The 26,210-nt window shown below is 69.7% G+C and carries 26 protein-coding genes; 19 read left to right on the forward strand and 7 right to left on the reverse strand.

The features are described 5' to 3' along the window. The first annotated feature begins 223 nt into the window (after nt 1-223). On the forward strand, nt 224-814 hold the full coding sequence (locus AB0I52_RS20375; protein WP_363074449.1) for a hypothetical protein: 591 nt from the start codon (nt 224-226) through the stop codon (nt 812-814). A 40-nt stretch (nt 815-854) separates the two neighbouring features. Here the strand turns inward: AB0I52_RS20375 and AB0I52_RS20380 are convergent, their stop codons facing one another. Then, on the reverse strand, nt 855-1,166 hold the full coding sequence (locus tag AB0I52_RS20380; RefSeq protein ID WP_363074451.1) for a ferredoxin: 312 nt from the start codon (nt 1,164-1,166) through the stop codon (nt 855-857). Nucleotides 1,167-1,407: 241 nt separating this feature from the next. Between AB0I52_RS20380 and arc the strand changes: the two genes are divergently transcribed. The 6 genes from arc (at nt 1,408) to prcA (ending at nt 7,429) form a co-directional block, all read left to right on the forward strand. Further along, on the forward strand, nt 1,408-3,174 hold the full coding sequence (arc, locus tag AB0I52_RS20385) for a proteasome ATPase (RefSeq protein WP_363074453.1): 1,767 nt from the start codon (nt 1,408-1,410) through the stop codon (nt 3,172-3,174). A gap of 238 nt (nt 3,175-3,412) precedes the next feature. Continuing rightward, complete coding sequence (gene dop, locus AB0I52_RS20390) at nt 3,413-4,924, forward strand: depupylase/deamidase Dop (protein ID WP_363074455.1); 1,512 nt, start codon at nt 3,413-3,415, stop codon at nt 4,922-4,924. Nucleotides 4,925-5,044: 120 nt separating this feature from the next. Beyond that, on the forward strand, nt 5,045-5,263 hold the full coding sequence (locus AB0I52_RS20395) for a ubiquitin-like protein Pup (protein ID WP_363074457.1): 219 nt from the start codon (nt 5,045-5,047) through the stop codon (nt 5,261-5,263). A 216-nt stretch (nt 5,264-5,479) separates the two neighbouring features. After that, the gene (locus tag AB0I52_RS20400; protein WP_363074459.1) at nt 5,480-5,656 is read left to right on the forward strand and encodes an endonuclease domain-containing protein; all 177 of its coding nucleotides are present in this window, start codon (nt 5,480-5,482) and stop codon (nt 5,654-5,656) included. Beyond that, on the forward strand, nt 5,608-6,453 hold the full coding sequence (gene prcB / locus AB0I52_RS20405) for a proteasome subunit beta (protein WP_363074461.1): 846 nt from the start codon (nt 5,608-5,610) through the stop codon (nt 6,451-6,453). The genes AB0I52_RS20400 and prcB overlap by 49 nt, the downstream gene beginning before the upstream one ends. A gap of 61 nt (nt 6,454-6,514) precedes the next feature. Continuing rightward, nucleotides 6,515-7,429, forward strand: a complete 915-nt coding sequence (gene prcA / locus AB0I52_RS20410; RefSeq protein ID WP_363074463.1) for a proteasome subunit alpha — start codon at nt 6,515-6,517, stop codon at nt 7,427-7,429. 56 nt (nt 7,430-7,485) lie between these two features. On the opposite strand, the gene AB0I52_RS20415 is transcribed toward prcA, so the two are convergent. Continuing rightward, on the reverse strand, nt 7,486-8,523 hold the full coding sequence (locus tag AB0I52_RS20415; RefSeq protein WP_363074465.1) for a LacI family DNA-binding transcriptional regulator: 1,038 nt from the start codon (nt 8,521-8,523) through the stop codon (nt 7,486-7,488). A gap of 132 nt (nt 8,524-8,655) precedes the next feature. Between AB0I52_RS20415 and AB0I52_RS20420 the strand changes: the two genes are divergently transcribed. The 12 genes from AB0I52_RS20420 (at nt 8,656) to AB0I52_RS20475 (ending at nt 20,793) form a co-directional block, all read left to right on the forward strand. Then, nucleotides 8,656-9,915, forward strand: a complete 1,260-nt coding sequence (locus AB0I52_RS20420) for an MFS transporter (RefSeq protein WP_363074467.1) — start codon at nt 8,656-8,658, stop codon at nt 9,913-9,915. 9 nt (nt 9,916-9,924) lie between these two features. Continuing rightward, nucleotides 9,925-11,286, forward strand: a complete 1,362-nt coding sequence (pafA, locus tag AB0I52_RS20425; protein WP_363074469.1) for a Pup--protein ligase — start codon at nt 9,925-9,927, stop codon at nt 11,284-11,286. 149 nt (nt 11,287-11,435) lie between these two features. Continuing rightward, the gene (locus AB0I52_RS20430) at nt 11,436-12,392 is read left to right on the forward strand and encodes an FKBP-type peptidyl-prolyl cis-trans isomerase (RefSeq protein WP_363074471.1); all 957 of its coding nucleotides are present in this window, start codon (nt 11,436-11,438) and stop codon (nt 12,390-12,392) included. A 44-nt stretch (nt 12,393-12,436) separates the two neighbouring features. Next, the gene (locus AB0I52_RS20435; protein WP_363074473.1) at nt 12,437-12,805 is read left to right on the forward strand and encodes an FKBP-type peptidyl-prolyl cis-trans isomerase; all 369 of its coding nucleotides are present in this window, start codon (nt 12,437-12,439) and stop codon (nt 12,803-12,805) included. A gap of 116 nt (nt 12,806-12,921) precedes the next feature. Further along, the gene (locus AB0I52_RS20440; protein ID WP_363074475.1) at nt 12,922-13,875 is read left to right on the forward strand and encodes a WYL domain-containing protein; all 954 of its coding nucleotides are present in this window, start codon (nt 12,922-12,924) and stop codon (nt 13,873-13,875) included. A 13-nt stretch (nt 13,876-13,888) separates the two neighbouring features. Next, the gene (locus tag AB0I52_RS20445) at nt 13,889-14,845 is read left to right on the forward strand and encodes a WYL domain-containing protein (protein ID WP_363074477.1); all 957 of its coding nucleotides are present in this window, start codon (nt 13,889-13,891) and stop codon (nt 14,843-14,845) included. Between the two features lie 17 nt (nt 14,846-14,862). Continuing rightward, nucleotides 14,863-15,141 (forward strand): hypothetical protein, encoded by a 279-nt coding sequence (locus tag AB0I52_RS20450; RefSeq protein WP_363074479.1) that lies wholly within the window; start codon nt 14,863-14,865, stop codon nt 15,139-15,141. Between the two features lie 110 nt (nt 15,142-15,251). Next, nucleotides 15,252-15,449: a hypothetical protein gene (locus AB0I52_RS20455; protein ID WP_363074481.1), complete on the forward strand. Its 198-nt coding sequence runs from the start codon at nt 15,252-15,254 to the stop codon at nt 15,447-15,449. 228 nt (nt 15,450-15,677) lie between these two features. Continuing rightward, nucleotides 15,678-15,974 (forward strand): Sec-independent protein translocase subunit TatA, encoded by a 297-nt coding sequence (gene tatA, locus AB0I52_RS20460; RefSeq protein WP_363074616.1) that lies wholly within the window; start codon nt 15,678-15,680, stop codon nt 15,972-15,974. A gap of 47 nt (nt 15,975-16,021) precedes the next feature. Further along, nucleotides 16,022-16,987 (forward strand): twin-arginine translocase subunit TatC, encoded by a 966-nt coding sequence (gene tatC, locus AB0I52_RS20465; protein ID WP_363074483.1) that lies wholly within the window; start codon nt 16,022-16,024, stop codon nt 16,985-16,987. An 18-nt stretch (nt 16,988-17,005) separates the two neighbouring features. Beyond that, on the forward strand, nt 17,006-17,914 hold the full coding sequence (locus AB0I52_RS20470) for a diacylglycerol kinase (RefSeq protein ID WP_363074485.1): 909 nt from the start codon (nt 17,006-17,008) through the stop codon (nt 17,912-17,914). A 44-nt stretch (nt 17,915-17,958) separates the two neighbouring features. Next, on the forward strand, nt 17,959-20,793 hold the full coding sequence (locus AB0I52_RS20475) for a DEAD/DEAH box helicase (protein WP_363074618.1): 2,835 nt from the start codon (nt 17,959-17,961) through the stop codon (nt 20,791-20,793). Nucleotides 20,794-20,902: 109 nt separating this feature from the next. Here AB0I52_RS20475 and AB0I52_RS20480 read toward each other — a convergent pair whose 3' ends face one another. The 5 genes from AB0I52_RS20480 to AB0I52_RS20500 form a co-directional block, all read right to left on the reverse strand. Then, nucleotides 20,903-22,348: an FG-GAP-like repeat-containing protein gene (locus tag AB0I52_RS20480; protein ID WP_363074487.1), complete on the reverse strand. Its 1,446-nt coding sequence runs from the start codon at nt 22,346-22,348 to the stop codon at nt 20,903-20,905. A 224-nt stretch (nt 22,349-22,572) separates the two neighbouring features. Further along, the gene (locus AB0I52_RS20485) at nt 22,573-23,016 is read right to left on the reverse strand and encodes an SPW repeat protein (RefSeq protein WP_363074489.1); all 444 of its coding nucleotides are present in this window, start codon (nt 23,014-23,016) and stop codon (nt 22,573-22,575) included. 85 nt (nt 23,017-23,101) lie between these two features. After that, nucleotides 23,102-24,121 carry an ADP-ribosylglycohydrolase family protein gene (locus tag AB0I52_RS20490; RefSeq protein ID WP_363074491.1) on the reverse strand — a complete coding sequence of 340 codons (1,020 nt, stop codon included), beginning with the start codon at nt 24,119-24,121 and terminating at the stop codon, nt 23,102-23,104. Between the two features lie 4 nt (nt 24,122-24,125). Further along, complete coding sequence (locus tag AB0I52_RS20495; protein ID WP_363074493.1) at nt 24,126-24,284, reverse strand: hypothetical protein; 159 nt, start codon at nt 24,282-24,284, stop codon at nt 24,126-24,128. Nucleotides 24,285-24,388: 104 nt separating this feature from the next. Further along, the gene (locus AB0I52_RS20500) at nt 24,389-25,960 is read right to left on the reverse strand and encodes a molybdopterin-dependent oxidoreductase (protein ID WP_363074620.1); all 1,572 of its coding nucleotides are present in this window, start codon (nt 25,958-25,960) and stop codon (nt 24,389-24,391) included. Nucleotides 25,961-26,210: the final 250 nt, after the last annotated feature.

The following is a 26,210-nucleotide window of genomic DNA, read 5'->3' on the forward strand; positions in this document are numbered from 1 at the left end:
GTCGGCTACATCCGCGGCGACAACAAGCCGCTGAAGCAGGCCCCCGCCACCACCCTCGGCGGCCAGGAGTCGACACCGCTGGCGATGGCGTCGGTCCCCACCGTTCCGCTGGTGTGTGAGGTGTGGCACGATGCTGGCCACCCCCCACCCAGCCGCCGACGCCCTGCCGACGGCACTGCCCCTCAGGCATTCCGCACCAAAGGAACCACAGGAGACATCCCGCGTGCAGACCTCCGCGCTCCCGGACCTCGCGCACACCGACACCAAGACGATGCACTGGCTCGCCACCGCGGCGGCCATGGCCGCTGTTGTCGCGGCAGCCGGCCTGCTCCAGCCCGGCGCGGCCGCCTCGGCCTCCACCGCGCCCCACCGCACCGCGGCGCAGCACGGCACGGCGACCGTGGCCCCGCCCGATCCGGACCGCGCGGTGTTCCCCCTGGAATGCGGCGGCGCCGGCAACACGGTCGCCAAGCAGGTCCCCGGCGACCTCGACGGCGACGGCCGTCCGGAAACCGTCGCGGTGGTCCACTGCGCGGCCGGACTCGGCACTCCGCCCAGCGGCGTCTACGTCCTCACACAGGGAAGCGGGGCCGCACCCAGGATCGTCGCGACCCTGGTGGACCCCGCCCAGAAGATGAGCGTCGGCGACTTCACGGTGCGTGACGGCGTCGTCGCCGCCACGCTCCTCGGCTACTCCTCGCCCGAGATCCCGTCCTGCTGCCCCGACCAGCAGGAGAAGGTCACCTGGCAGTGGCAGAACGGGGCCTTCGTACGGAGCAGCCAGTCCGACGACTCCACCGGCGGCAGCGTCTGACCGGATGCCCCCGCGCAGCCGCCGGCCCCCGGGACGGCGCTCAGGCGGCCTCGGGTCCGAAGACCTCGACCCTGTCCGAAACGCGTCGTACGTGAATGCAGTCGCCCGGACACTCCTTGGCCGAGTCGACCACGTCCTGGAGGATCGGCAGCGGCACCGGAGTGGTCGCCCCCTTGTCCTGCAGCAGTTCGTCCCCGGCGCTCTTCACATAGGCGAGCCCGTCGATGTCCAGCTCGAAGACCTCGGGCGCGTACTGCACACAGATGCCGTCCCCCGTACAGAGGTCCTGGTCGATCCAGACCTCCAGGTCCTGCGTCTCGCTTCCGGTGGGAGCGTCCTGCTGCGCGGTCATTTCGCCTGCCGTTTCCTGCGTATCCGAACCAAAAAAAGCCAGCCCTGACGGGTGTTGAACACTTCGACGATACAACCGGCCGCTTTCCGATGTTGAAGGGTGGGTATTCCCCTGACACGAGGGAGAGCGCAAGGGTGAAGATCGGACACACCCCACAGTCTTTGTGATCTAGGGGTTTCAATCATCACCCACCCAGGTAGGGTCAGGAAGCGTCCAGCTCCCCTTGGAGGAGGTGAGGACCGTGGCAGCCCACGACGACGACATCAACCGCGGCATCCGGCCCGCGCGGGGGTCAGATGACCCAGCCGGCCAGGTCGCCTATCTCGAGCAGGAAATCGCCGTCCTGCGACGTAAGCTCGCCGACTCTCCGCGCCATACGAGGATTCTCGAAGAGCGGATCGTCGAGTTCCAGACCAATCTCGCGGGCGTGTCCGCTCAGAACGAGCGGCTCGCCAACACACTCCGCGAGGCCCGCGACCAGATCGTGGCCCTCAAGGAAGAGGTCGACCGGCTGGCGCAGCCACCGGCCGGTTTCGGTGTGTTCCTGCAAGGCAACGAGGACGGTACCTGCGACATCTTCACCGGGGGCCGCAAGCTCCGGGTGAACGTCAGCCCCAGCGTTGAGCTCGACGACCTCCGGCGCGGCCAGGAAGTCATGCTCAACGAAGCGCTCAACGTGGTCGACGCCATGGAGTTCGAGCGGGCCGGGGAGATCGTCACCCTCAAGGAGATCCTTGAGGACGGCGAACGAGCCCTGGTGGTCGGGCACACCGACGAGGAACGGGTGGTGCGGCTCGCCGAGCCCTTGCTGGACATCACCATCCGCCCCGGCGACGCCCTGCTGCTCGAACCCAGGTCCGGCTACGTCTACGAAGTCATTCCCAAGAGCGAGGTCGAAGAGCTCGTCCTCGAAGAAGTCCCGGACATCGATTACGACAAGATCGGCGGACTGGGCGACCAGATCGAGCTGATCCGCGACGCGGTCGAGCTCCCCTATCTGCACCCAGACCTCTTCAAGGAGCACGAGCTGCGGCCGCCGAAGGGCATCCTGCTCTACGGCCCGCCCGGCTGCGGCAAGACACTCATCGCCAAGGCCGTCGCCAACTCCCTCGCGAAGAAGGTCGCCGAGGTCACCGGTCAGCCCACCGGCAAGAGCTACTTCCTCAACATCAAGGGCCCCGAACTCCTCAACAAGTACGTCGGTGAGACCGAGCGCCACATCCGCCTGGTCTTCCAGCGTGCCCGCGAGAAGGCGAGTGAGGGCACCCCCGTCATCGTCTTCTTCGACGAGATGGAGTCCCTCTTCCGTACCCGGGGATCCGGCGTCAGCTCGGACGTGGAGAACACCATCGTCCCCCAGCTGCTCGCCGAGATCGACGGCGTGGAGGGCCTGGAGAACGTCATCGTCATCGGCGCCTCCAACCGTGAGGACATGATCGACCCCGCGATCCTGCGACCGGGCCGTCTCGATGTGAAGATCAAGATCGAGCGTCCGGACGCGGAGGCCGCGAAGGACATCTTCGCGAAGTACCTCACGCCTTCGCTGCCCCTGCACGCGGACGACCTCGCCGAGCACACCGGCTCCAGGGAAGCCGCCGCGCACGCCATGATCCAGTCGGTCGTCGAGCGGATGTACACCGAGTCCGAGGAGAACCGCTTCCTCGAGGTCACGTACGCCAACGGCGACAAGGAAGTCCTGTACTTCAAGGACTTCAACTCCGGCGCGATGATCCAGAACATCGTCGACCGGGCCAAGAAGATGGCCATCAAGGCCTTCCTCGACCAGGGCCAGAAAGGCCTTCGCGTCTCCCATCTCCTCCAGGCCTGTGTGGACGAGTTCAAGGAGAACGAGGACCTGCCGAACACCACCAACCCGGACGACTGGGCCAGGATCTCCGGCAAGAAGGGTGAGCGGATCGTCTTCATCCGCACACTCGTCACCGGAAAGCAGGGCGCGGACACCGGGCGGTCCATCGACACGGTGGCGAACACCGGGCAGTACCTGTAGAACGCGGACCGGCTGCGGATGCCCGGCCGGGCATCCGCAGCCGGTTGCTTTCCGGACAGCTCCGACGACACCACAGCAATGACGTAATTGATCTCCCCACCAGCACAGAGGCGCTCTAGGCTCTTGCGTACCGCCCGGTCGCGCAGTGCGGGTACGGGCAAACCGCGCACGCACCGGACAAGCAGCGGTACTTGAGCGCCGCTCCCGGAAGGGAGAGCCGCCGGGCAAGGAGGGCCGCATGACCGTACGGCGAGTAATGGGCATCGAGACCGAGTACGGGATCTCCGTGCCCGGCCACCCCAACGCCAATGCCATGCTCACCTCGTCCCAGATCGTCAACGCCTACGCGGCGGCGATGCACCGGGCGCGCCGCGCCCGCTGGGATTTCGAGGAGGAGAACCCGCTGCGCGACGCGCGAGGCTTCGACCTCGCCCGCGAGACCGCCGACTCCAGCCAGCTCACGGACGAGGACATCGGCCTGGCCAATGTCATCCTCACCAACGGGGCACGGCTCTACGTCGACCACGCACACCCCGAGTACAGCTCCCCGGAGATCACCAACCCCAGGGACGCCGTCCTCTGGGACAAGGCCGGCGAGCGGATCATGGCCGAGGCCGCCGAACGCGCGGCCCAGCTGCCCGGCGCCCAGCCGATCCACCTCTACAAGAACAACACCGACAACAAGGGCGCCTCGTACGGGACGCACGAGAACTATCTGATGAAGCGGGAGACCCCGTTCTCGGACATCGTGCGCCATCTGACCCCGTTCTTCGTCTCGCGCCAGGTCTTCACCGGAGCGGGGCGGGTCGGAATCGGCCAGGACGGCCACGAGCACGGCTTCCAGATCAGCCAGCGCGCCGACTACTTCGAGGTCGAGGTCGGCCTGGAGACCACGCTCAAGCGCCCGATCATCAACACCCGCGACGAGCCCCATTCGGACGCCGAGAAGTACCGCCGGCTGCATGTGATCATCGGCGACGCGAATCTCTCGGAGATCTCCACCTATCTCAAGCTGGGCACCACCTCGCTGGTCCTCTCCATGATCGAGGACGGCTTCATCAACGTCGACCTGGCCGTCGACCAGCCGGTGCGCACGCTGCACCAGGTCTCCCACGACCCGGATCTCCAGCAGCTGGTCACGCTGCGCAGCGGGCGGACACTCACCGCTGTGCAGCTCCAGATGGAGTACTTCGAGCTCGGCCGCAAGTACGTCGAGGAGCGGTACGGGGCGGACGCCGACGAGCAGACCAAGGACATCCTGGTCCGCTGGGAGGACACGCTCAACCGGCTGGAGACCGATCCGATGAGCCTGTCGGGCGAGCTGGACTGGATCGCCAAGCGGGAGCTCATGGAGGGCTACCGGCGCCGCGACAACCTCGGCTGGGACGCGCCCCGCCTGCATCTGGTGGACCTCCAGTACGCCGACGTACGGGCCGACAAGGGCCTCTACAACCGTCTGGCGGCCCGCGGCAGGATCAAGCGCCTGCTGGACGAGAACGAGGTCGAGCAGGCCCGTACAGCGCCTCCGGAGGACACCAGGGCGTATTTCCGCGGACGCTGTCTGGAGCAGTACGCGGACGACGTCGCGGCGGCCTCCTGGGATTCGGTCATCTTCGACCTCCCGGGTCACGACTCGTTGCAGCGGGTACCCACCATGGAGCCGCTCCGGGGCACCCGTGAACACGTCAAGGATCTCCTGGACCGCTGTCGTACCGCGGAAGAGCTGGTCCGGGTGCTGACGGGCGGCTGAAAGGGCCGCGGGCTGGGAATCATTCCGATGACCTCCGGACGTTGAGACAAGTACCGGGCCAATGTCGGACCCCGTAGGTAGGGTCTGATCAAGTGCTTCGAACCGAGCGGGGTGAGCTATATGGCGACCAAGGACACCGGCGGCGGACAGCAGAAGGCGACGCGCTCCACCGAGGGGGCCGAGGAGCAGGCGCAGGAAGCGCAGGCTTCCGAGGACCTCCAGGAGCGACAGGAGAAGCTGAGCGACGACGTCGACGACGTTCTCGACGAGATCGACGACGTCCTCGAGGCCAACGCCGAGGACTTCGTTCGATCATTTGTCCAAAAGGGTGGCGAGTAGTACGGCATGTCCGACGTGAGCCGCTCGCAGAACTGATCACGCAGCCACGTTCCCACCACGGGGTGCCTCTGCCGACGACAGGGCATCCCGTGATGGGTGGCAGGCGTACTGCCGGGAGTGCCGGGCCGAGCACGGCCGGCAGCGGCACCTGCCGAAGGGGAGGAACGCACGCCCCGGGGTGGCCGCACGATCAGTTCAGCTGCTCCCGCCGTACATGTGGATCACTGCCACGAGACGGGTAGGGTCCGAGGCGTACTGTGCTTCAACTGCAATTCGGCCATCGGCAAGTTGGGAGATGATCCTGACACCTTGTGCAGGGCCATCGCTTACCTGGAGGGAAACGCGTGGAAGCCAACACTCGTAGCACCGGGCGTCTACCAGCTGCCTTCCTGACGCCGGGATCGTCCTCCTTCATGGACTTCCTGACCGACCAGGCGCCCGGGATGCTGCCGGGCAACCGGCAGCTGCCGCCCATGAAGGGCGCCATCGAGGCTCCGCACGGGACGACGATCGTCGCGGCGTCGTTCCCCGGTGGCGTGGTCCTCGCCGGTGACCGGCGGGCGACCATGGGCAGCATGATCGCGCAGCGCGACATCCAGAAGGTCTTCCCGGCCGACGAGTACTCGGCGGTGGGTATCGCCGGTACGGCCGGTCTGGCCGTGGAGATGGTCAAGCTGTTCCAGCTGGAACTGGAGCACTTCGAGAAGGTCGAGGGCGCCCAGCTCTCCCTGGAGGGCAAGGCCAACCGGCTCTCCACGATGATCCGGAGCAATCTGGCGATGGCCATGCAGGGTCTCGCCGTGGTGCCGGTCTTCGCCGGCTACGACGTCGACCGTGAGCGCGGCCGGATCTTCTCCTACGACGTCACCGGAGGCCGTTCCGAGGAGCAGGGCTACGCGTCCACGGGCTCCGGGTCGATCTTCGCCCGCGGCTCCATGAAGAAGCTCTGGCGCGAGGACCTGACGGAGGAACAGACGCTCACCCTGGTCGTGCAGGCGCTGTACGACGCGGCGGACGACGACTCGGCGACCGGCGGACCGGACGTGGCCCGGCGTATCTATCCGATCATCACCGTCATCACCGACGAGGGTTTCCGGAAGCTGACCGAGACGGAATCCGCCGACATCGCCCGCTCGGTTCTGGAACGAAGGATGGAACAGCCCGACGGCCCGCGCGCCGAGCTGCTCTGAATCCCCTCGTTCCCAGGCTTCTTCGATGCTCTTGTCACTGACAGAAAGGGACGGATAGCCGGTGTCGACGCCGTTCTATGTCTCACCTCAGCAGGCCATGGCCGACCGGGCGGAATACGCCCGGAAGGGCATCGCCCGTGGTCGCAGCCTGGTTGTGCTGCAGTACACCGACGGCATTGTGTTCGTCGGCGAGAACCCGTCCCGTGCGCTGCACAAGTTCAGCGAGATCTATGACCGGATCGGTTTCGCCGCCGCCGGTAAGTACAACGAGTACGAGAATCTCCGCATCGGCGGTGTGCGGTATGCGGATCTGCGCGGATACACCTATGACCGTGACGACGTGACGGCCCGTGGACTGGCGAATGTCTACGCGCAGACACTCGGCACCATCTTCTCCAGTGCGGCCGAGAAGCCGTACGAGGTGGAGCTGGTCGTCGCCGAGGTGGGCGCGGCGGCGGACGGTGACCAGATCTACCGGCTGCCGCACGACGGCTCGATCGTGGACGAGCACGGCTCGGTCGCCGTCGGTGGCAACGCGGAGCAGATCAGCACCTTCCTCGACCAGCGGCACCGTGACGGGATGTCGCTCGCCGAGGCGCTGAAGCTGGCGGTGCAGGCGCTGTCACGCGACCCCAACGGCAGCGAGCGGGAGATCCCCGCGGAGCGGCTCGAGGTCGCGGTCCTGGACCGTACGAGGCCGCAGCAGCGCAAGTTCAAGCGGATCGTCGGCCGGCAGCTCGCCCGGCTGCTGGAGGCGGACGGCGCCGGCTCGACGCCGACGGACGCCCCCTCGGACACGGAGGACGGCGACGACACCGCCGCCGCGACGGACACCGGTAAGCCGAGTGGCAAGTCGAGTGGCAAGTCGAGCGGGAAGAAGGCCGCCGCCGACAGCCAGGCTTCCACCGACTCCAAGGACGCAACCGACTCCAAGGGCGCAACCGGCTCCACCGATTCCGGTGGGGACGTGGAGTAGCCCGTTCCGCTGGGTGTCTGCGCCCCGGTCCGCCTCCCCGGCGGGCCGGGGCTCTGTCATGAGCGCCGGTCCGCGGGCGCGGGAGCGGACGAGCCGCGGACCACCAGGTGCACCGGCAGGCTGCCGGTTTCGGCCGTGCGGCCCTCCAGAACGGCCAGCAGGGCGCGCATGCCGCGTTCGCCGACCTGCTCGGCCGGCAGCCGCACGGTGGTGAGTTCCGGCTCCACGGCCGTGGCCAGGGCCAGATCGTCGAAGCCGGTCACGGAGACGTCGTCCGGTACCCGCAGCCCGAGCCGGCGGGCGGCCTTGCAGGCGCCCGCGGCCAGGATGTCGTCGTCGCAGACGACGGCGGTGGGGCGGGGTCCGGGGAGGGCCAGCGCGCGTTCCGCGGCCTCTCGGCCGGCCCGTACGTCCAGGGCCGCCGGCACGGTGTGCAGGCCGGTGCCGGGCACGCCGCGCAGCGCGTCCCGGACGGCTCCGGCGCGGACGGTGAACGTCCAGGTGTCGACGGCCGAGGCGAGATGGACGAAGCGGCGGTGACCGAGAGCGAGCAGGTGCTCCGTCACCTGGCGCATCCCGTCGGCGACATCGAGGTTGACCCGGGCCGCCGGACCCGGGGCCGAGGGATCGCTGTCGAGCATGACCAGGGGCAGACCCGCCCCGTGCAGGGCGCCCAGGGCGTCGGCGGCCATGGAGGAGGCGATCACCCCGTCGAGTGCGGCGCGGGCCGAGGCGAACGGGTCCCGGGCCGGGCCGGTGCCGTCGGGCGAGGGGTAGAGGACGACGCCGAAGCCGTGTTCGGCGGCGACCGCGGCGGCCCCGGTGTACACCCGGGCGAAGAACTCGTTGGTGAGGGCCGGGACGACGAGCAGGGCGGTCCTGGTGCGGCCCAGGCGCAGATTGCGGGCGGCGAGATTCGGCCGGTAGCCGATGCCGCGGGCGGCCTCCCGCACGCGGTCCGCGGTGGCCTCGGAGACCCTGCCCCGCCACTTGTCGCCGAGGACCAGGGAGACGGTGGCCTGGGAGACACCTGCGGCCCGTGCCACGTCACGGCTGGTGGGCCGGGCCGGGGCCGGCTGTGCTGGGCTGGTCACTCGGGCCTCCGGGCCGGTCGGGGCAGGCGCCGTGGGGTGGACCCGCCGACTGGCCACATGGTACGTATGAACCCGGAAGTTATACGTAAAACCTCGGGTGGCCGGAAGGCGTCCCAGGGAGAGGGGCGGGACATGGCCGCGGGATATCTGGACATCCTCCGGGCGCGGCACGCCGCCCGGCTGCTGACGGGCACCCTCGTGGGGCGGCTGCCGAACGGCACCGCCCCCATCGCGATCGTGCTGTTCACCCGTGCGGAGGGCGGCAGCTACGCCCTCGCGGGCGCGCTCGCCGCGGTGTACGGCCTGGGCACGGCGGTCGGGCAGCCGCTGCTGGGCCGCGCCGTGGACCTGTACGGCCAGCCGCGCGTCCAGCTGCCCGCCGCCGTCCTGTCCGCACTCGGCATGGCCCTGCTCGCCGTGGCGGGCTTCGGGTCGCTGCCGCTCGCCTACGGGGCCGTGGCCCTGGCCGGGGTGGCCACACCGCCCCTGGAGGGCGGCCTGCGGGCCCTGTGGCCCAGCGTCCTGGGCGGCGAGGACCGGGTGCACCGGGCGTACGCCATGGACGCGGTCGCGCAGGAGGTCATGTTCACGGTGGGGCCGCTGCTGGTGACCCTGCTGGTCTCCCTCTGGTCGCCCGCCGCCGCGCTGCTCGTCATCAACGCGATCGGGGTCCTGGGGGCGCTCTCCGTCGTGCTGTCCGAGCCGTCCAGGACCTGGCGTTCCGCGCCGCGCGAGGCGCACTGGCTGGGCGCCCTCCGCTCGCCGGGGCTGCTGGTGCTGCTCGGATCCTTCTTCTTCGTCGGACTGGCGCTGGGCTCGATCACGGTGGCGGGCGTGGCGTACGCCGACGACCGGGGCCAGGAGTCCGTCTACGGCTGGCTGATGGCCGCGCTGGGGCTCGGTGCGCTGATCGGCGGCGTGGTTTACGGGGCGCGCCAGTGGTCGGGGCCGCCCGAGCGCCGGCTGCGGGTGATCGTGGCGCTGCTCGCGCTCGGCTATCTGCCGCTGACGCTGACCCCCGGCGTGGTGGCGATGACCGTGCTGGCCGGCGTCGCCGGGGTGTTCCTGGCACCCGCGATCGCCTGCTCATTCATCGTCGTCGACCGGCACGCCCCGCGGGGCACGGTGACGGAGGCGTTCTCCTGGCTCGTGACGACGTTCGGGGTGGGCGCGGCGGCCGGGACGGCCGTGGCGGGCCCGGCCGTGGAACTGGGCGGGACGGCGTGGAGCTTCGCCGTCGCGGGGGCCGGTGGAGTGGCCGCGCTGCTGGTTCTGCTGGCCACCGGAAAGGTCCTCGCAGCTCCCGGGCGTAGTGCTGTTGCGGTGCGAGGATCGGAAAATGATCGAAACGGTGCCGTCGAACCCGGTTTCAGCTCGGGCCATCAGGCGTAATGTTCAGTCATGGACCGCCGCATTTTCGGGCTGGAGAACGAGTACGGCGTCACGTGCACGTTCAGGGGACAGCGCCGACTGTCTCCTGATGAAGTGGCGCGCTACCTCTTCCGCCGTGTTGTGTCATGGGGCCGCAGCAGCAATGTCTTTCTGCGGAACGGCGCCCGCCTCTACCTCGACGTGGGATCGCATCCGGAATATGCAACCCCCGAATGCGACAATCTGACCGAGCTGGTCACTCACGACAAGGCCGGCGAGCGCATTCTCGAAGGCCTGCTTGTCGACGCCGAACGCCGTCTGCACGAGGAGGGAATCGCGGGCGACGTCTATCTTTTCAAGAACAACACCGACTCGGCTGGAAACTCCTACGGATGTCATGAGAACTACCTCGTGGCCCGGCACGGAGAATTCTCCCGGCTCGCGGACATCCTCATTCCCTTCCTCGTCACGAGGCAGCTGATCTGCGGTGCCGGCAAGGTGCTGCAGACCCCGCGGGGCGCCGTCTACTGCGTCAGCCAGCGTGCCGAGCACATCTGGGAGGGTGTCAGTTCCGCGACGACACGCTCCCGTCCGATCATCAACACCCGGGACGAACCGCACGCGGACGCGGAGCGGTACCGCCGCCTCCACGTCATCGTCGGCGACTCCAACATGTCCGAGACGACCATGCTGCTCAAGGTCGGCGCGACCGACCTGGTGCTCCGCATGATCGAGGCGGGCACGGTGATGCGGGATCTGACCCTGGAGAACCCCATCCGGGCGATCCGCGAGGTCAGCCACGACACCACGGGGCAGCGCAAGGTGCGCCTCGCCAGTGGCCGCGAGGCATCCGCCATCGAGGTACAGCGCGAGTACTACGAGAAGGCCGTGGACTTCGTCGACCGTCGCGGCATCCGTACGGGCAACGTCGAGAAGGTCCTCGAACTGTGGGGCCGCACGCTCGACGCGATCGAGGCCGAGGACCTCGACCGGATCGGTACCGAGATCGACTGGGTCATGAAGTACAAGCTCATCGAGCGCTACCGGGCCAAGCACAACATGACCATGTCGAATCCGCGGGTCGCCCAGATAGACCTCGCCTACCACGACATCCATCGCCGCCGCGGCCTGTACTACCTGCTGGAGCGCAGGGGGCAGGCGGCCCGCATCTGCAACGACCTGAAGATCTTCGAGGGCAAGTCGGTGCCCCCGCAGACCACCCGGGCGAGGCTGCGCGGCGACTTCATCCGGCGGGCCCAGGAGCAGCGGCGGGACTTCACCGTCGACTGGGTCCACCTCAAGCTCAACGACCAGGCGCAGCGGACGGTGTTGTGCAAGGACCCGTTCCGTTCCGTGGACGACCGAGTGGAGAAGCTGATCGCGGGTATGTGATTCGGTGCAGGAAGTGCCTCGGCTCCCAGGGCCTGTCGACAGGCCCTGGCGCGACTCGGGCCCCGTACGTTCCTCGTACGGGGCCCTGCGCACGCCCTAGAGTGTCCGGGACCGCGTAACAAATGTGTCGTCTGAGATCTGAGGAACCAGTGCGCCGACTTGCCGGCCTTCTAGTCGTCCCCCTGCTGCTGCTGTCAGCGGCCTGCGGCAGCGAAGACAAGGGATCCGCCTCCGCTTCCGCCTCCGCGTCCGCCCCCACCAAGGACGGATTCCCCGCCATCACCGCGGGCGCGAAGTTCGGCGAGAAGCCCACCGTGGCCAAGGGCACGGGAACGCCGCCCAAGGAGCTGAAGACCAACGTCGTCAGTGAGGGTGACGGCGCGAAGCTCAAGAACGGCGACGCGATCCAGGTCAACTACCTCGGGCAGGCGTGGGACTCCACCAAGCCGTTCGACAACAGCTTCGACCGCAAGCAGCCGTTCGACCTGACGCTCGGCGCCGGCATGGTCATCCAGGGCTGGGACAAGGGCCTCGTCGGCCAGAAGGTCGGCAGCAGGGTCGAGCTGGTCATCCCGCCGGACCTCGGTTACGGCGATCAGGGCCAGGGCGACATCAAGCCGAACGCCACGCTCGTCTTCGTCGTCGACATCCTGAAGGCGAAGCAGATCCCGGCGTCCGCCAAGGGCAGCGAGGTCGCCCAGGACAACGTCGACCTGCCGAAGGTGGGCACGAACACGGACGGCAAGGCGCCGACGGTCAAGATCCCCAGCAAGTCCACCCCGCCCAAGAAGCTGGTCTCCAACTACGTCCTGGAGTCCAAGGGCGAGGTCGTCAAGGAGACCGACAGCGTCGTCGTGAACTACGTGGGTCTGCTGTGGAAGGACGGCAAGACGTTCGACAGCACCTACGCGACGGGCAAGACGCAGACCTTCCCGCTGGCCCAGGTCACCCTCAAGGGACTCAAGAACGGCCTGATCGGGAAGAAGATCGGCAGCCGTGTGCTGCTCGTCGTCCCGCCGGACCAGGCCTTCGGCAGCAAGGCGCAGCAGTCCATCCCGGCGAACTCGACGCTCGTCTTCGCCGTGGACATCCTGGCGAAGATGTAAGACTGTCCCGGTTGCCCAGTTCATCATTTAGAGGAGCAAAGTCAGTGAGCATCGAGAAGCCCGAGATCGACTTCCCGGGTGGCGAGCCGCCGGCCGACCTGGAGATCAAGGAGATCTGGGAAGGCGACGGCGCGGTCGCCCAGGCCGGCCAGACCGTCTCCGTCCACTACGTGGGCGTGGCCTTCTCCACCGGTGAGGAGTTCGACGCCTCCTGGAACCGCGGCGCTCCGCTCAAGTTCCAGCTCGGTGGCGGCCAGGTCATCAAGGGCTGGGACCAGGGCGTGCAGGGCATGAAGGTCGGCGGCCGTCGCCAGCTGACCATCCCCGCGCACCTGGCGTACGGTGACCGCGGCGTCGGCACCATCGCGCCCGGCGAGACGCTGATCTTCGTCTGCGACCTGGTCGCTGTCTGATCCCGCACTTGTGTGCGATGCCAGGGCCCGTGCCGCAAGGCACGGGCCCTCGCTTTCGTCCGGGCCCCCCGGAGCGGTACGGTCGACGGTCGTAGAGCAAAACAGAAAGGGCGTCGATGGCGATTGCCAAGGCCGAGCGGCTGATGAACCTGGCGCTGTGTCTGCTGGGGACCCGGCGCCCGCTCAGCAAGCGCGAACTGCGCGGTTCCATCGAGGCCTATCTGGAGGCGGGCTCCGACGACGCCTTCAATCGGATGTTCGAGCGCGACAAGGACGATCTGCGCGAGCTCGGTCTGGTCATCGAGACCGTGGAGAACCTGGACGGCGACACCGGCTATCTCGCCCGCCGCGACAGCAACCGGCTGCCCCCGATCACGCTGGACGCCGAGGAGGCCGCCGCACTCGGACTGGCCGCCAAGGTCTGGCAGCAGGCCCGGCTGGCCGGCGCGGCCAGCGGCGCCCTGCAGAAGCTGCGGGCGGCGGGCATGCCGGAGGCCGAGGACGCGTACGAGGTGCACAGCGCCCTCGAACCCCGTATCCCCGTCCACGAGGCCGCGTTCGAACCGCTGATGCTGGCCTGCCGGGACCGCCGGCCGGTGACCTTCGACTACCGCAAGGCCAACGCCGCCCGCCCCGAGCAGCGCCAGGTCGAGCCGTGGACGCTGGAGTGCTGGCGCGGGCACTGGTACCTGGCCGGCTGGGACCGGGACCGGGGCGCCGAGCGGGTGTTCCGGCTCTCCCGGATCGCCGGCAAGGTGCGCTCCAGGGCCGGCGCGTTCACCGCCGAGGTGCCCGACGTCGTCACGGTCCGCGAGACCGTCGAGAGCTGGGCGGGGGAGACGGCGACCCGTACCGCACTGATCAGGCTGCGGGCCGACTCCGGCTACCCGCTGCGGGCCCGCGCGATATCGGTCCGGGAGCTCGGGAACGGGTGGGAGGAGCTGGAGATTCCGTACGGACACGGTCTGGACGCCTGGCTCGTCGAGTTCGGCCCGGACGTGGTCGTACAGGAACCTGCGGATCTGCGGGCCGATGTGGTGGACCGGCTGCGCGCCGTGGCCAAGGACTGAGGGGACCGTATTCATGGCCACGAACGCCATCGACCAGACCCGCCGGATGCTCTCCCTGGTGACCTACCTGCGCGAGCGCCCCGGCGCCCACGTCCAGGACGTCGCGCGGGCCTTCGGGATCACCGAGGACGAGCTCATCTCGGACCTCGACGTCCTGCCCATGTGCGGGACCAGCTTCCGCGGCGGCGATCTGCTGGACATCGACACCGACGGCGACCGGATCTGGTGGCACAACCCGGACGATGTCGCGGAGCCGCTCCGGCTCGCCGCCGACGAGGCGACGGCCCTGCTGGTCGCCGCCCGCGCCGTCGCGACGCTGCCCGGACTGCGGGAGAGCGACCGGCAGGCACTGCTGCGCGCCACCGCCAAGCTGGAGGCCGCGGCCGGTGAGGTGGGGGCGGCGAGCTCCCGGCTCTCGGTCACCTTCGAGTCCGAAGGCGGCGTCTTCGCCGATGTGGACCGGGCGATCTCCGAGCGGCGCCGGCTCTGGCTGCGCTACTACTCGCCCGCGCGCGACGAGCTCACCGAGCGTGAGGTGGACCCGATCCGGCTCTTCGCCGTCGGGCACACCTATATGGAGGCGTGGTGCCGGTCCTCCGAGGACCGGCGTACCTTCCGCCTCGACCGGGTCGCCGAGATCCGGCTGCTCGACGAGCCGGCCGCGCCGCCCGAGCTGGAGCTGCGGGATCTGTCGGAGGGTCTGGTCCAGCCCGCCGCCGAGGATCCGGAGGTCGTGGTCGAGGTCGGTCCCGGCGGGCGCTGGGTCGCCGAGTACTACCCGCACGACAGCGCCGAGGAGCTGCCCGACGGCGGTCTGCGGATCACCCTGCGGACCCCCGACCCCGCCTCGCTGCGCCGCCTCGGGCTCCGGCTCGGCCGGGAGGGGCGCATCGTCTCGCCGCCGGAGCTGGCGCAGAGCGCGCAGAAGGCGGCCCGAGCGGCACTCACCGCCTACGACGGCCCGGCCTGAGGGACGGCGGAGGAGATATGAGCAACCTGTCCGTGGTGTCGGATGTCTCTTCGGTCCCGACCGTCGTCGTTCCCGAGTCCGTACGGTTCAGGGCCGCCTGCCCGGACTGCCGCGCACGGTTCGAGCTGGCGGCGGGCGCCATCCGGCTCGCGATCGGCGCCACCAGCCGGACGACGTTCTACTCCTTCACCTGCCCCGACTGCGACGCCGCCGTCCGCAGACCCGCGGGGGAGCGGATAGTCGAGCTCCTCACCGACGGCGGCGTCCGGACGCTGCGCCTGCACACCGGCCGTTAGACAGACCGCACCGGCCTGCACAGGACACCGGCCGTCAGAACATCGGACGACGGACACCCGGAACATCGGACGACGGTTACCCGGACACGAGAAACATCGAGGCTCTGCACATGTTCTGGCCCATGCTCGCCATCGCCCTGGGGTTCCTCGGAATCGCCGTCCTGGGCGTGCTGGCCATCAAGGTCTTCATCGAGGCCCAGCGGCTCGGTCACCAGGTGACGCGTACCACCGAGCGCATCAACCGGGCCGCCGAGGACCTGGAGCACGCGGCCACGGATCTCGCGGCCACAGGCGAAACCCTGAGGTAGGCGGCCTGCTCGATCCGGGCGGGCGCGGCCTCCTGTTTCTCAGTTTCGGAGGGTACGCTGCTGGTGGCGGCCCGGGCAGGGAGGTGCTGGCCGCTATCCAAAGTATGCACGGGCATTGCCTCGCGTTTACTCCTGCGGGTTACGATCGCTCCCGGCAAATTGGTCGGATGCGTGTCCGGCCCAAGGGCAGCGAGCCCACCTCCAGCCGCCTCAGCGAGAAGGAAGCACATCATGGGCAATCTGAAGCCTCTAGAGATCGTTCTGATCATCGCTGTCGTTCTGCTGTTGTTCGGTGCCAAGAAGCTTCCTGACATGGCCCGTTCGCTGGGCAAGTCGGCTCGCATCCTCAAGAGCGAGGCCAAGGCGATGCGGAAGGACGACGAGCCGGCGGCGACGGCCACGACGGAAGCAGCCGCCGACCAGACGGCCCAGCAGCCCGCCGCCGCGCGCACCATTCAGGCCGCGCCCGGTGATGTCACGAGCTCCCGCCCCGTGAATGAAGCGAAGCCCACCACCCAGAGCTGACAGCTGACGGTTCCTCGGCAGCTGCCGCACGAGACGAGGGAAGTGGGTTGCTCAAGTCTGCCCGCAAGCAGGAGAAGGACGGCGAGGGGCGGATGCCTCTCGCTGATCACCTGCGTGAGTTGCGTAACCGACTGCTGATCGCGGTCCTGGCGGTCATCGTCATCACATCGGTCACAGCCTTTTTCTACAAGGAACTGATCGACTTCCTGATCCATCCGATCCTGGGATCGGTCGGCTGCAGCAACGGCGGGCCCAAGCAGATCAACGGCCGGCCGTGCGCGGAGATGACAGTGAACGGCCTGGTCGGTCCGTTCTCCATCGCGCTCAAGGTCTCCCTCATGGCAGGCGTGGTGTTCTCCACTCCGGTCTGGCTCTACCAGCTCTGGGCGTTCCTGGCCCCGGGTCTGCACAAGCACGAGAAGAAGTACGCACTCAGCTTCGTCGGCGTGGGCGTACCGCTGTTCCTCGTGGGTGCGGCGCTCGCCTACCTCCTGATGCCGCAGACCGCCGCGGTTCTGCTCGGTTTCACTCCGGACAACACGACGAACCTGCTGCCTGTCGACGACTACCTCAACATCGTCACGCGCATGGTGATCGTGTTCGGTCTCGCCTTCGAGCTGCCACTCCTGCTCGTTCTGCTGAACTTCACCGGAGTGCTCTCGGCCAAGCGGCTCGCGTCCTGGTGGCGCGCCATGGTCATGGGCATCACGATCTTCGCCGCGGTGGCCACGCCTACGGGTGACCCGCTGACGATGATCACGCTGGCAGCGCCGATCGTGCTGCTCTACTTCCTCGCGCTCGGCATCTGCATGGTCAACGACCGGCGAAAGCGACGGAACAACCCCGACGCCGAGCTGGACGACGACGAGGCGTCGGAGCTGGATCTCACCCCCGATGACATCGGCGACATGGACAACGTGCCGGCGTCGCGGCCCTCCCTGCCGGAACAGGCGGACGGGGAACGGGACGGCGGAAGATCGCCGCGGTCGAACGGTTATGACGACATCACCTGACCTTGTAAGGTCCCCCGGGTGACCAGCGAGATCACCCTTTTCGTCAATCCCACCGCAGGACGCGGCCGGGGCGCGCACGCCGCGCAGCCGGCCGCCTCCGCGTTGCGGGACGCCGGATTCTCCGTCCGTACGGTCCTCGGTGAGGATGCCGACGACGCGCTGCGCCGGGCGCGCGAGGCGGTCGCCGGGGGGACCGGCGCGCTGATCGCCGTCGGCGGGGACGGGATGGCGTCCCTCGCCCTGCAGGCCGTCGCCGGGACACGGACACCGCTCGGCGTCGTGGCCGTCGGCACCGGGAACGACTTCGCCCGCGCACTCGGGCTGCCGATACGGGATCCGGCCGCGGCCGGCCGGCTGGCCGCCGAGGCGCTCAAGGGGAGCGTCGTCCGCGAGATCGACCTCGGACTGGTCGGCGACCGGTGGTTCGGGTCCGTGCTCGCCTCCGGCTTCGACTCCCGGGTCAACGACCGCGGCAACCGGATGCGCTGGGCCGGCGGCCGGTTCAAGTACGACCTGGCGATCCTCGCCGAACTCGCCGCGTTCAGGCCCATCGCCTACCGCCTGAGCCTGGACGGTGGTCCGGTCCGGGAGATCGAGGCGACGCTCATAGCCGTCGGCAACGGATCGACGTACGGCGGCGGCATGCGGATCTGCGCGGACGCCGTCATGGACGACGGGCTGTTCGACGTGACGGTCGTCGGCGACTGCAGCCGCACCACCCTGCTCAAGGTGTTCCCCAAGGTCTACAAGGGCACCCATCTCGGGCACCCGGTCGTCACCGTGCACCGGGTCTCCTCGATCACGCTCGAAGCCGTCGGTGTCACCGCGTACGCGGACGGTGAACCGCTCGGTGCGCTGCCGCTGACCGCGAGCTGCGTACGGGGCGCCGCCAGGGTGCTCGGGGCCGGTTCCGCCTCGGTGAATTAAAGATCGCGTCACTGTCAGAGGCGGCGGGTAGGCTCGTGGACAAGATGACAGAGGACCTCTCACCAGCTGAGCGATACCAGGCTTCCCGGATCCGAGCCGCCGAGCAGGCGACCGCGCTCGGGCCGTTCCGCGAGATGTACGAATTCGATCTGGACCCCTATCAGATCGAGGCCTGCGCGGCGCTGGAGGCCGGCAAGGGCGTGCTCGTCGCGGCCCCGACCGGCTCGGGCAAGACGATCGTCGGTGAATTCGCCGTGCACCTCGCCCTGGAGCAGGGCCGCAAGTGCTTCTACACCACGCCGATCAAGGCCCTCTCCAACCAGAAGTTCGCCGACCTGGCCAAGCGCTACGGCGCGGACAAGGTGGGCCTGCTCACCGGTGACAACAGTGTCAACGCCGATGCCCCGGTGGTCGTCATGACCACCGAGGTCCTGCGGAACATGCTGTACGCGGGCTCCCAGGCGCTGGTCGGCCTCGGCTATGTGGTGATGGACGAGGTGCACTACCTCTCCGACCGCTTCCGGGGCGCGGTGTGGGAGGAAGTGATCATCCACCTGCCCGAATCCGTGACGCTGGTGTCGTTGTCGGCGACCGTGTCCAACGCCGAGGAGTTCGGCGACTGGCTGGACACCGTCCGCGGTGACACCGCGGTGATCGTCTCCGAGCACCGGCCGGTGCCGCTCTGGCAGCACGTGCTGGCCGGCCGCCGGATGTACGACCTCTTCGAGGAGGAGAGCGACCACGGCGGCCGCGGTGTCGGACGCCGCGAGGTCAACCCCGACCTCGTCCGGCTCGCCCGCATGGAGAACCAGCGCGGATACAACCCGCGCGAGCGCCGGCGCGGAAAGATGGTGCGCGAGGCGGACCGCGAGCGGGAGCGGCGTCAGCGCAGCCGTATCTGGACGCCGTCGAGGCCCGAGGTCATCGACCGGCTGGACGCCGAGGGGCTGCTGCCCGCCATCACGTTCATCTTCAGCAGGGCCGGCTGCGAGGCCTCCGTGCAGCAGTGCCTGCACGCCGGACTCCGGCTCAACGACGAGGACAAGCGCCGGCTGGTGCGGGAGATCGTCGAGGAGCGCACGGCGTCCATCCCCGCCGAGGACCTCCATGTCCTCGGCTACTACGAATGGCTCGAAGGCCTGGAGCGGGGCATCGCCGCGCACCACGCCGGGATGCTGCCGACCTTCAAGGAGGTCGTCGAGGAGCTCTTCGTACGCGGGCTCGTGAAGGCGGTCTTCGCGACGGAGACGCTGGCGCTCGGCATCAACATGCCCGCCCGCTCCGTGGTCCTGGAGAAGCTCGTCAAGTGGAACGGCGAGCAGCACGCGGACATCACCCCCGGCGAGTACACCCAGCTGACGGGCCGGGCCGGGCGGCGCGGGATCGACGTCGAGGGCCACGCGGTGGTGCTCTGGCAGCGCGGCATGGACCCGGGAGCACTGGCCGGACTCGCGGGTACGCGTACGTATCCGCTGCGCTCCAGCTTCCGCCCCTCCTACAACATGGCCGTGAACCTGGTGCAGCAGTTCGGTAAGCACCGTTCGCGGGAGCTGCTGGAAACCTCGTTCGCCCAGTTCCAGGCGGACCGGTCGGTGGTCGGGATCTCCCGCCAGGTCCAGAAGAACGAGGAGGGCCTGGAAGGCTACAAGGAGGGAATGACCTGCCACCTCGGTGACTTCGAGGAGTACGCGCGGCTGCGCCGCGACCTCAAGGACCGGGAGACGGAGCTCGCCAAGCACGGTGCGTCGCAGCGGCGGGCCGCGGCGGCTGCGTCCCTGGAGAAGCTCAAGCCCGGCGATGTCATCCATGTGCCGACCGGGAAGTTCGCCGGACTGGCGCTCGTCCTGGACCCCGGGCTGCCCGCCGGGCGGACCAACGGGCACGGACATCGCGGGCTCGAATACCACGACGGGCCGCGGCCGTTGGTGCTGACGGCCGAACGGCAGGTCAAGCGGCTGGCCTCGATCGACTTCCCGGTGCCGGTGGAGGCGCTGGAGCGGATGCGCGTCCCGAAGTCGTTCAACCCGCGCTCGCCGCAGTCGCGCCGCGATCTGGCGTCCGCGCTGCGCACCAAGGCCGGCCACATCGTGCCGGACCGGCACCGCAAGGAGCGGTCCGTCGCCGCCGACGACCGCGAGATCGCGCGCTACCGGGCCGAGTTGCGCGCCCACCCCTGCCACGGGTGCGACGAGCGCGAGGACCACGCGCGGTGGGCCGAGCGGTACCACAGGCTCCAGCGGGACACCCAGCAGCTGGAGCGCCGCATCGAGGGGCGCACCAACACGATCGCCCGGACCTTCGACCGGATCGTGGCCCTGCTCACCGAGCTCGACTACCTGCGGGGCAGCGAGGTCACCGAGCACGGGCGGCGGCTGGCCCGGCTGTACGGCGAGCTGGACCTGCTGGCGAGCGAGTGCCTGCGGGCGGGTGTGTGGGAGGGGCTGAACCCCGCCGAACTCGCCGCGTGCGTTTCGGCGTTGGTGTTCGAAGCGCGGCAGTCCGATGACGCGGTGGCGCCCAAGCTGCCGTCCGGGCCGGCGAAGACGGCGATGGGCGAGATGGTCCGGATCTGGGGGCGGCTCGATGCCCTGGAGGAGGACTTCAAGATCAACCAGGCGGAGGGGGTCGGACAGCGCGAACCCGATCTCGGCTTCGCCTGGGCGGTGTACATGTGGGCGTCCGGCCGAACGCTGGACGAGGTGCTGCGCGAGGCGGAGATGCCTGCGGGGGACTTCGTACGGTGGTGCAAGCAGGTGATCGATGTGCTGGGGCAGGTGGCGGCCGCGGCTCCGCGTGAGGGCAGTTCGGTGGGGCGGAACGCCCGCAAGGCGGTTGACGAGGTGTTGCGGGGAGTGGTGGCCTACAGCTCTGTGGGGTGAGGCGGGGCGCGAGGTCCGCGACGGCGACCGCCGACCCGGATACCTCCTGCCGGAGGGGCTTGAGCCGGCCGCCGAGCGGACCGGCCGCCGCCCCCCCCGTGAGCCGTCGTCAGCGAGTGGTCGCCGCCCCGACGGCTGAGCCGAAGCGCGCCTTCACGGCCGGGTGATCCAGCGATTCCGGGGTGAAGAGGATCGAGCCCACCCCGGTCGGTCCGGTCGCCGAGCCCGGGATGACGCTCACCGCACCCGTCGCCAGGTACTTGCCGGGCGCGCCGACCGCCAGGTCCGCACGGCCGTCCGCGTCGAAGTCCCCGGCCGTCACCGACCGCCCGAACTGGTCGTTGCCCTCCATCACTCCCATCACCCCGGGCGAGTCCAGGGTCAGCTTCCGGGCGCGGGCCGCGTCCAGCCCGGTCGCCGTCCCCGGTACGACGGTCAGTGCCCCCGCGTTCTGGATGCCGTCGGAGTCCGGCTCGCCCACCACGGCGGTCACCAGGTCGGCGTGCCCGTCGCCGTCGGTGTCGGCGAGGACGCCCGCGGTGCCCGGCTCCACGGCGCCGCCGTAGGGCACACCCGCGCCCAGCCCGGCGGCGGTGCCCGGGAACATGCGCAGCAGGAACTCGTCGGGGCCGTCGGAACCGGTGGTGTCCACGACCACGTCGTCGCGGCCGTCGCCCGTGATGTCGCCGGTCACGACGCTGTAGCCGGTGAAGGGCAGCCCCGTCCGGCCGATCGGCGTCGTCTTCAGGCCCTGCGCCGAACCCGGCAGCACGGCCAGGGTCCCCTCGTCGGCCCCGTCGTCGAAGTAGGCCTGCGTGACCAGGTCGGTGTAGCCGTCTCCGTTGATGTCGCCCGAGGCGATCGGACCCATCCCGGCACCGCCGCCGGGCGGGGCGAACGCGGTCATCGCCGGTTCGTCGATGTCCCGCAGATTGCTGGCACCGCGTACGACGTTCACCTTCGTCCCGGTGGAGACCGCGATGTCGTCCCGCCCGTCGTGGTCGAAGTCGCCGACCGTCAGATTGTCGCCGAACCCCTCGCGCGCGGCCGGCTTCGGATTGTGGAACGCGATGGCGTCTCTGCTCAGTCCGCCCTTGGCCCCGAAGACGATCGTCACGGCGCCCGCGCCCGCCACGGTCCCGATGGCCTCGCCGCCCGAACCGATCACCAGGTCGCTGTACCCGTCGCCGTCCACGTCGCCCATGGCCACCGAGGACCCGAACCGGTCACCGGCCTCCGGCACACCAGGTATTCCCGCCGTGTCCTGGGTGACGCCCTTGTGGCGGGTGACCCGGATGCCCTGGTCGGTGCCGTACACCAGGGACACGTAGCCCGCCTTCGCGTACCCCGCGACGGTGCCTTCCGGGGCGCCCGCGGCGAGGTCGCCGAACCCGTCCCCGTCCACGTCGCCCGGAGCGGATGCGGCCGCTTCGCGCGGAGTCTGCGACGCCCCCGCCGCCCCGTGACCCGGTGCGGCGAAGGCGGCGGGTGCCACCAGGGCCCCCGCCGCCACAGCTGTCGCCAGAGCCGTACACGCCATCAGATGCCGCGCCATGTGCCCACTCCCGTCCCTGTGTTTCCGAGTGCCGCCGCCGGCTGCCCCGGAGGGCGCCGGCCGCTGCCGTCAACCCACAAGACCCGTGAGGGGGATGAATAGTTGCGGTCGTCCTGCCGGCCTCCCGGAGGGGCCGGGTGCCCTGTGCGTCACCTTCCCGGCACGCGGACGCCCGCACCGTGAACGATCCACGGTGCGGGCCGTCACAGCCCGTCGGGCGCGGTCTACGACCGGCGTCGGCTGCTCCTCAACGACGCTCCTGTGCAGACCAGCCCCAGGAGGACGGTCAGGCCGCCGATGATGACGTTGTTGAGCACGACGCCCATGTCCGGGCTGCTGCCCACCACCCAGGGCGAGACGATCATCCAGACGCCCATGGCGCACATGGCCCAGCTCAGGCCGTACATCCGTTGCGGCATCACGGTGAACCCGAGGCCCAGCACGGCGATCGCGATACCCATGATCAGGTTGTGGTTCACCAGGGTGGTCTGGCTCGTCGTGAAGTGCAGCACCCAGGGCGAGATGGCGCAGTACAGGCCGACCAGGAACACCGGTCCGTCCACGAGCGCCACATCGCGGCCACCCATCACGCGGGCGTAACGATCACGCATTTCGGAGGCATCGGGGTGTCCGGCCAAGTCACGGCCGGCATGCGAGACGTTTGACATGAGGTTCGTCTCCTTCGCTCCCGCAGGCCAGGACGCGCCTTGTGCGATAAGCGGCCTGCTATGTCATTCTGCCCTTATTTGTGCCTTATGTGTAGTTTTGAGGCGGCTGAATTTCGGCAGGAATCGCATCGGTCCGGTGGCCGTCCAGCCGCCCGGCCAAGGCCACCAGATCCGGTGTGCGCAGCACCCGGCCGCCGTACCCCGGCAGCGGGACGTGCAGCGGCCCGGTCCACCGCGACGGGATCGCGCCGAACCCGTACACCGCGCCCGCCAGCGCCCCGGTCACGGCCGCCACAGTGTCGGTGTCGCCGCCCGCGTCGATCGCCGCCGCCAGGGCGCTCTCGTACGAACGCGTCGTGCGCAGCGACCACAGTGCGGTGCCCAGGCAGGGCCACACCGCGCCGTTGAACTCCGTCGCCGCCTCCGGGTGCCACTCCGGCGCGAGGGCGGTGGCCCAGCGGTCGCGGTGGTCCGGGTGCACGGCGGCCAGGGCGTCCGGGACGACGGTGAGCGGATCGGCGCCGTCCAGGGCCGTCCGGATCAGTTCGTGCAGCACGGCGGTGCCCTCCCACGCCGCGCGGTCGCCGTGTGTCAGGGCGGCGATCCGGCGCGCCGCGTCCATGGTCGCCGTCCGCGCGGCGGCCTGTGCCCGCGCTCCGTCCGCCGCCCGGCAGGACCCGGCGAAGTACACGGCGGACGTGGCGGCGCGCATCAGTGAACCGTTGCCCGCCGCCCGGCCGTTGATCTGGAAGTGCAGCGCCGCCGCGGTGTCCCACGGGTCTCCGCTCGTCAGCACGTCCTCCGTCTGGAGGCCGATGTCCTTCGGCTCGCCCGCCGCCCACCGGCGGAACCTGTCGAACAGGTCGGGCAGGTCGAGGCCGCCGCGCTCCAGCAGGGACTCCGCGACCAGAACGGCCATCTGCGTGTCGTCCGTCGCCTCGCCCGGGTCCCAGCCCCCGCCGCCGCACATCGTCCCGGCGCCGTCCGGGAAGCGGGCCGTGTACACGCCCGCCGGCCCGAACTCGAACGGTGCCCCCATCGCGTCACCCACCGCCGACCCGACCACCGCGCCCGCCACCCGGTCCTGCCTGCTCAGGGAGTTCATCCGGTCAGCGTACGGAGGGCGACCGCTTCGCGTACGCGCGATATGCCGCGCCGGGCGGCACGGTGGCGGCCGGGAGGAGCACCGTGAACCACTGGAAGTACCAGTGACCGTGTCCGCCCGGGTCCGAAGTCCTCACGTCCCCCGGCAGCTTGTCCATGCTCATCGAGTCGCCGGCGGAAGCGGTGGCCGTTCGGTGAACGGTGAGGGGTGAGGGAGCCGGCGACCGTGCTCCGTGCGCGATGCGGGCGGGGAGGTGGCGGTGTCCGTTCAGGACACGTCGACGACCACCGAGTGCCAGCCGGTCGCCCCGTCGGGCACCGTGCCGACCCGTTTGCCGGTCTGGGTGGCGCCGGTGCCGTCCGTCGCCCGGACCTCAAGGGTGTGGTGGCCGGAGGTGGCCGGCCACTCCCACACCCACTGGCGCCAGGTGTCCCGGCTGTCCTCGGCCGCCAGCCGCGCGCGGTGCCACGGCCCGCCATCCACCCGGACCTCGACCCGCGAGATCCCGCGGTGCTGGGCCCAGGCGACCCCGGCGACCGGGATCGTCCCGGCCTTCGGGGAGGCGAACGGACGGGGGGTGTCGATCCGGGACTCGGTCTTGACGGGGGCCTGCTGGGACCAGGACCGTTTGACCCAGTAGGCGTCGTAGTCGTCGAACGTGGTGAGCTCGATGTCCTTCATCCACTTGCAGGCCGACACGTATCCGTACAGGCCGGGAACGACCATTCGGACCGGGAAGCCGTGCGTGAAGGGCAGCGGCTCACCGTTCATGCCGAGGGCGAGCATCGCGTCGCGTCCGTCCATGACCGTCTCGACCGGGGTGCCGATGGTCATGCCGTCCACCGAGCGCGTGATGATCTGGTTGGCGGGACCGCCGCGGGACGGCGGCTTCACCCCGGCCTCGCGCAGCAGATCGGCCAGCCGCACACCGATCCACCGGGCGTTGCCGGCATACGGTCCGCCCACCTCGTTGCTGACGCAGGTCAGGGTGATGTCGCGCTCGATGATCTCGCGGCGCAGCAGGTCCTTGAAGCTGAGCGTCACAGGGCGTTCCACGCCCTTCCCGTGGATCCTCAGCTTCCAGTCGTTCGCGTCGAGGCGCGGGACGACCAGGGCCGTGTCCACTCGGTAGAAGCTCTTGTTCGGCGTGACGAACGAGCTCAGTCCCCGGATCCTCAGATCGGCGCCCGCCGGCACGGCCGGCGCCGCCGAGGCGGGCACCGGCAGCACCAGGTCGCGCCGTGAGGCGGTGGCCCCGGCCTGAACGGCGGAGGTGAGCCGCCGCCCCAGCAGGCCGGCACCGGCCGAGGCCGCCGCCGCGGCGCTCGCCGCGATGACGAAGCCCCGCCGGTCGAAGGCGGCGTGGGATACGGGCTCCCCGGCCCTCCCGCCGGCCGCGAGGGAGGGACCGGGAACCGGTGCGAGCCGTCCGACCAGGAGATACAGGACTCCTGCGGCCAGTACGGCACCCACCACCGAGGGCAGCGCGTCGGCGGGTTGGCCCTCCGGCCGGTCCACCGCGGCGACTGCCCCGACCACACCGAAGACCAGAACGGCGGCCGAGCCGGTCACCCGGTGCCGCAGCGCCAGCACTCCGATCACCACGGCGAAGCCCGCCAGGAGAACCAGGATGCCCAGCTCCAGGACCAGCTTGTCATTGGTGCCGAAATTCCGGATGGCGAAGTCCTTCAGCGCCGGGGGAGTGCGGTCGATGACCGCACTCCCCACCGCCGTGATCGGACCCGCCTCGGGACGGATGACCGCCGCCACCAGCTCGGCCACGGCCAGGGCGCTGAACCCGGCGATCAGACCGCTGAGCGCGGCGCACGCGGCACGCACCCAGCGGGACCGCCGGGACCCGGGGGCCCCGTCCTGCGCATCGTTCTGATCGTCGTTCACACCGGGGATTCGTCGCCGGACGGCCGACGGATTGGTCGATCACCCGAAGGGATGAGAGCGGATCACGGCCAGTCCACGGCGGGACCGGTAACGAATCACATCCGGCAGACGTCCGCCGCTCCACGCCCTGCTCCTCAACGGGACGACGGCCCAATCCTGCGGCTACTGGACAACGGGCCGCGGGCCACCG

It is taken from the genome of Streptomyces sp. NPDC050423 (genome assembly GCF_040655445.1).
Classification (GTDB): domain Bacteria; phylum Actinomycetota; class Actinomycetes; order Streptomycetales; family Streptomycetaceae; genus Streptomyces.